The organism is Streptomyces sp. NPDC056160, assembly GCF_042268205.1.
In the GTDB taxonomy this organism is placed as follows: Bacteria; Actinomycetota; Actinomycetes; order Streptomycetales; family Streptomycetaceae; genus Streptomyces.
The window spans coordinates 1-5,446 of sequence record NZ_JBHJUW010000262.1 but is presented as its reverse complement, the minus strand read 5'-3'; the positions used below and the strand labels follow the sequence as shown (position 1 = coordinate 5,446).

The 5,446-nt window shown below is 70.6% G+C and carries 5 protein-coding genes and 1 pseudogene; 2 read left to right on the top strand and 4 right to left on the bottom strand.

Annotated elements, in window-relative coordinates:
* Nucleotides 1-194: 194 nt before the first annotated feature.
* Nucleotides 195-1,427: an IS4 family transposase gene (locus ACFC02_RS41410; RefSeq protein ID WP_376368017.1), complete on the top strand. Its 1,233-nt coding sequence runs from the start codon at nucleotides 195-197 to the stop codon at nucleotides 1,425-1,427.
* A gap of 374 nt (nucleotides 1,428-1,801) precedes the next feature.
* Here the strand turns inward: ACFC02_RS41410 and ACFC02_RS41405 are convergent, their stop codons facing one another.
* From ACFC02_RS41405 to ACFC02_RS41395, 3 genes and pseudogenes are all read right to left on the bottom strand, one after another.
* Nucleotides 1,802-2,260 (bottom strand): flavin reductase family protein, encoded by a 459-nt coding sequence (locus tag ACFC02_RS41405; RefSeq protein ID WP_376368013.1) that lies wholly within the window; start codon nucleotides 2,258-2,260, stop codon nucleotides 1,802-1,804.
* A 288-nt stretch (nucleotides 2,261-2,548) separates the two neighbouring features.
* Nucleotides 2,549-2,779, bottom strand: a pseudogene (locus ACFC02_RS41400) (indole oxygenase); the annotation flags it as partial.
* Complete coding sequence (locus ACFC02_RS41395) at nucleotides 2,707-3,690, bottom strand: acyl-CoA dehydrogenase family protein (RefSeq protein WP_376368015.1); 984 nt, start codon at nucleotides 3,688-3,690, stop codon at nucleotides 2,707-2,709. The pseudogene ACFC02_RS41400 and the gene ACFC02_RS41395, both read right to left, overlap by 73 nt.
* 270 nt (nucleotides 3,691-3,960) lie before the next feature.
* Here ACFC02_RS41395 and ACFC02_RS41390 point away from each other — a divergent pair, with 270 nt between their 5' ends.
* The gene (locus ACFC02_RS41390; RefSeq protein ID WP_376368011.1) at nucleotides 3,961-4,539 is read left to right on the top strand and encodes a TetR/AcrR family transcriptional regulator; all 579 of its coding nucleotides are present in this window, start codon (nucleotides 3,961-3,963) and stop codon (nucleotides 4,537-4,539) included.
* Between the two features lie 230 nt (nucleotides 4,540-4,769).
* On the opposite strand, the gene ACFC02_RS41385 is transcribed toward ACFC02_RS41390, so the two are convergent.
* Nucleotides 4,770-5,174, bottom strand: a complete 405-nt coding sequence (locus ACFC02_RS41385) for a hypothetical protein (RefSeq protein ID WP_376368007.1) — start codon at nucleotides 5,172-5,174, stop codon at nucleotides 4,770-4,772.
* Nucleotides 5,175-5,446: the final 272 nt, after the last annotated feature.

The following is a 5,446-nucleotide window of genomic DNA, read 5'->3' as shown; positions in this document are numbered from 1 at the left end:
CGACGACCGCCGCCTCCACGGCCTCGTACTCGGTGATGGTCTCGCTCATCAGGCGTCTCCTTGATCATCGGATCCGCCGTCTATTGGACACTCCCCAAGACTCGGGACACTAGTACTGCAACGGTGCTTGTTCTGAGCTTGGCGTTTAACCTCAATACCGGTAACTTAGGGGTGATTCGGTCGTTGTTGTTGATATAGCAAGAGCGGGTCAACTGAAGTCATCTGGTGAGCGGTTGTCGGACCGGGTCGCGGTCGGGGTGCTGACACAGGCGTTTGCTCAGTCGCTGGTGGACGAGGTGTTGGCGGAGACGGGTCGGGTGCAGCAGCGGAACCGGCTGTTGCCGGCCCGGCTGGTGGTCTACTTCGTATTGGCGATGTGCCTGTTCTCCGGGCAGAGTTATGAGGAGGTCGCGCGACTGCTGACCGCGGGTCTGCAGGGTGCGCGGCGCTGGCGTACATCATGGGTGGTGCCGAGTACGGCAGCGATCTGGAAGGCCAGGTCCCGGCTGGGGGTGGCGCCGTTGCGGCAGTTGTTCGCGCGGGTGTGCCGTCCGGTTGCCACGCCGGACACTCAGGGCGCTTTCTACCGCGGCTGGCGGCTGACCGCGATCGACGGCACCACATTCGAACTGCCCGACACGAAGGCGAACGTGGAGGCGTTCGACCGTCCGCCCCACTCCGGGCGCGGTGAACAGGGCGTCGGCTACCCGCGGTTGCGCATGGTCGGCCTGGTGGAGTGCGGCACTCACGCCGTCTTCGATGCTGCACTCGGAGCTCTGCGCACCGGAGAGCGGACTCTGGCCCGGGCGGTCCTGGTGTCCCTGCGGCCGGGCATGCTGCTGCTGGCCGACCGCGGTTTCTACGGCGTGGACCTGTGGCGCGAGGCCGCGGCCACGGGGGCGGACCTGCTGTGGCGAGTCCGCAAAGATCTCGTGCTGCCAGCGGTCGAGCAGTTGTCGGACGGCTCGTATCTCACCGAGATCTTCGACCGGAGCGATATCCACCATACCCGTCGTGGAATGCCGGTACGTGCGGTGGAGTACACCATCGCCGGCCACGAGGGCGTCTACTGGCTCATCACCACGATCCTCGAACCGGACGAGGCCCCGGCCGCGGAACTGGCCGAACTCCATTCCCAGCGATGGGAGTTCGAGTCCACTCTCGACGAAATCAAGACCCACCTCGGCGGGTCGCACCTGGTACTGCGTTCGCAGCACCCTGACGGGGCCGAGCAGGAACTCTACGGCTTCCTGCTCGTCCACCACGCCATCCGGCACCTGATGCACCAGGCCGCACGACAAGCTGACCGCGACCCCGACCGGATCTCTTTCACCCGCTCACTGCGGGTCGTGCGCCGCCAGGTCACCGACCAGGCGGCGTTTTCCCCCCGGCAGACTCGCCCGCGCGGTCAAAGTCACCCACGCTGAACTCCTCGAACGCCTCCTGTCACGGCGACGCCGCCGGGCCAACCCCCGCGTCATCAAACGGAAAGTCGCCGGCTGGCCCCTCAAACGCGTTGCCCACCGCGTGGCAGACCGCCCACGTATTCCGGCCGTCACCATCATTGGCGCCACCAAGCCCAAACGGGTCAAACGCACGCCAAAGCCCTAAGTTACCGGTATTGACCCTAGCCGGGAAACGTTGCCACATGTGAAGAGAGTCTGGTTGCCGTTCCCCTGGGCGGCGGTTTCCCCGTGTCGCCGCGCTCGCGCCTGTTTGCGGTCGTCATGGGGAGACACACCGGTGACACGTTTGAACGCGGTAGCCGGTGCGCTCCCGGAGCCGCTTCGGCCGGGCACCGTCAGACGGACCGGAGGTGGCGTGCGGGGGCCCGGCCCGGGTCCGGCTTTCCGCGGTTCTGCTGCGGTCCTTCCGGTCGGGCGAGTGCGCGGTAGCGCCCGCGGTGGAAAACGAGGGGTTCGCGGCCGGGGTCCGCCCGGAGCGAGGCGACCCGGCCGACGACGATGGCGTGGTCGCCGCCCTCGTACTCGTGCAGCAGATCGCAGCCGATCCAGGCGCAGGCACCGTCCAGTGACGGTGTGCCCCGGTGGCCCGGTGACCAGGACACCTGTCGGAAGCGGTCCCCGCCGGAGCGGGCGAAGGCCGTGCTGACGTCCTCCTGCTCCCGGGCCAGCACGTTGACGCAGAAGGCGGAGGTGTCCCGCATGAGCGGCCAGGTGCGGGAGGTCCGTGCCACGGCGAAGGAGACCAGCGGCGGATCCAGGGAGAGGGACGAGAAGGACTTGCAGGTGAAACCCACCGGCCCGGAAGGTGTGTGTGCCGTGACGACCGCCACGCCCGACGCGAAGTGTCCGAGGGTTTCGCGGTGGGTCCTGGTGTCGGCGGGGGGAGCGGCGCCGGTGCCGGGGCGGTGTGCGGATCGGGGTCGGCCATGGAGGTGTCCTCGTCTGACGGGTCGGGGGAGGGCTCGGGCGCGCGACGACGGCGAGTGCGCAACGGTGGTGGGTGCGCAGCCGGGGCGGGTGCGGTGGGTGCGGGGCGGCTGGGCGGTCTCGCGGCGCCCGCCGCCCGAACGGGTGCGCTCGGGTCAGACCATGGTGCTCACCGGCCGGCCGTCGCCCACCAGCGCACGCCCGTACATCTCCCGGGCCAGGCCGGGGTTGAGAGTGGGGTGACGGGCCGCGGTCTCCAGGTCGTGCCAGTAGCGCTGGATGGGCCGTCCCCGGGCGAAGCTGCCCGCGCCGTTCACGGTGAGCAGCAGCTGCACCGCCTCGCGCAGACACCCTGAGGCGTGCCCCCCGTCCATACGGACCCGTGCCCGGTCAACGAGGGGCGCGGTGCCGTGCGCAGCGGCCGCGGCGTCGACGGCCTCGCGGAGCGCGCGAGGTGGAGGGCGGCGGAGTCGATCAGAGTGGCGGCGTCGGCGAGCGCGGCCTGGACGCTCGGGGAGTCGGCCAGTCGGGGAAGGAGCGACATGGTCATCGGCTTGCCGCCGTCGACGGCCTCCATGGTCAGTCGGAAGACCGCGCGGGCGGCGCCCAACAGCGGACCCATGGACGCCAGGGTTATCGAGCCCGGCGGGATCCGGTACAGCGGCTCCTCTGCGGTGCCCCGGCCCGCGACCACGTCGGCGAAGGGACGCAGCCTGTACTGCGGCACGAACACCGACTCGGCGATCAGGGTGTCGCTGCCGGTGCCGCGCATCCCGGCCAGGTCCCAGGTGTTCTCGATCGTCAGGTCGGCGGCCCGGACGAGCGCGAGGCCGCGCTCCGGTTCGGCGCCTGGCCGGGTCAGGGGCACCCCGAGCAGGGCCCAGTCCGCCTGGTGGCAGCCGGACGCCCACCCCCAGCGGCCGGAGATCAGCAGTCCGCCCTCGACCGGTTCCGAGGCGGCGTCCGCACCCCCGAACACACCGCACATCGCGGTGTCGGGTCCGGCGCTCCACAGTTCGAAGCACGCCTGCTCCCCGAAGGAGGCCGCTATCTGCTGTGCCACATAGGTGACCATCGCGACCCACGCGCTCGACGGGCAGGCGAGGGCGACCTCGGCGGAGACGTCCAGCACGGCGGCGAGCGGGAGCTGGTGGCCGCCGAAGCTTCGCGGGACGCCGAGCCGGAACAGTCCCGCCTCCCGCAGCGCCCGCGCGGTCTCGGGGGTCAGTCTGCTGTCGCGCTCGGCGGCGTCGGCCTCGGCGCGCAGCACGGGGGAGATCGCGCGGACGGCCCGCATCAGCTCCTCCGTGACGTGCAGGGCGGCGGGAGTGGGGCTGTGGTGACTCGCTGTGTGCATCGCTCTGCTCCAAAGGTCCGGGGGGTCCGGGAGAACCAAGAGGTCGAGTTAAGTGGACCTCGGGGTCCGATTGTGTCGTCCACTATAAACGGACTTTCGGGTCCAGTTAACCGGGCGGGTGTGGTCCGCCGCACCGGGCGGGCGCCCGCCCGGCCGCGTCGACGGCGGGGAGGGCGACTCGGCACACTGTGGAACGGGCACAATGGGACGGTGAAGGCAGTAGAGACGACACCGGAGACCGCGGGGCCCGAGGCGCCCCAGCGTAGGGCCGACGCCCGGCGCAATCACGAGCGGGTGTTCGCCGCGGCGCTGGAGGTCTTCGGAGAGGTCGGCCTCCATGGCACGGTGCCGCAGGTCGCCGAGCGGGCGGCGGTGGGCAAGGCCACGGTCTACCGCAGTTATCCCACCAAGGAAGACCTCCTGGGCGCCGTTGTAGGCCACCGGCTGGCCGAACTGGACCGGATGACCGCACCCGCGCTCGAACTGACGGACGCCTACGAGCGGTTCCGCGCGTTCGTGCTCCGCCTCTTCGAGAGCCTCGCCGGGGACCGGCTGCTCTCGGAGGCGCTCGCCACCGCCCAGTTCCAGACCGCCTCGAACCTGCTCGTCCAACTGTCCGGCCTCATGCAGGAGGCCAAGGCCACCGGGCGGGTACGGGGCGACGCCACCGCCTTCGACCTGCGCGTTGTGCTGTGTGGCATGACTCTGCAGCTGATGCGGACGGCCGAGCGCGACCCCGCGCTGTGGCGCCGGTACGGCGACCTGACCCTCCAGGCGCTGCGTCCCTGAGCCGTACCCGCCCGGCAGCGCCGCGCACCGGCGGCCGGACGCCCGCGCGTGCGGGCCGGCCCCTTCAGGGAACCCGGGGGCGGCAGCCAGCCGTCCCCAGGACGATCCCGCCGGCCCACGGCGCCCTGATGCGGCGCGTGGCGCCGGGAAACTGTCCGAGAAGACGGCGGGCCCTCTCGCGTCCGCCGGTGGGCGGCGCGAGGGGGCCCTTCATCGCTACGGCGTGCGTGCTACTGCCAGCGCACCACGTACGGCGGGTTGTTCGGGTTGCCAGTGTCGCCCTCGGCTCCCCACTTGCTGCCGGGGGTGCTGGAGTTGAACCCGCCGGGCAGCGGCAGCACCGTGGTCAGATCGAAGTGGGCCTTGCTGACGTTGTAGAAGCCCCCGATGGTGTACGGACCGGTGCCGACGATGTCGAAGGTCTGGCACTGGCCGGGGAAGACGACGTAGCTGTGGCGACCGGTCGACCAGGTGATGTCGGCGGCGTAGTTGCCCTGGGCGCAGAGCTGGACCCGGTGGTTGCTGATGGCGGCGGAGGCAGGTGTGCCGACGGCGACGACGGCGGCACCGGCGGCGAGGGCGGCGGTGCTCACGGCGAGCGCGGAACGGCGGCTCAGTCTCTGCTTGACACGCATGGGAACTCCCGTGGGTATGAAAGGCGTGGGACCGGCGGCACTTGCCGTTCCGCTCGGTCAGGGGTCGGTCAGGGAGACAACGAGTTCCGTGGACAGCGGAGTTCACTCCGGCTGTTCCGTCGGTGACATGTTGCGCGCCGAACACCCTGCGGCGCAAGGGTGTTCGGTTGGCGATATGCGTGCGTGAGCAGTACGACAGGCCCGGCGCCCGAACCGCATGCGTGCCTGGGCCACCCGGGCGCCCCTGCTGCCGGCGCTGCTCTTCATGATCG

Bases quoted from the DNA above. Each gene is read 5' to 3' on its own strand.
- ACFC02_RS41395 (WP_376368015.1), bottom strand. From the start codon at position 3,690: ATGCGGGCCGTCCGCGCGATCTCCCCCGTGCTGCGCGCCGAGGCCGAC.
- ACFC02_RS41385 (WP_376368007.1), bottom strand. From the start codon at position 5,174: ATGCGTGTCAAGCAGAGACTGAGCCGCCGTTCCGCGCTCGCCGTGAGC.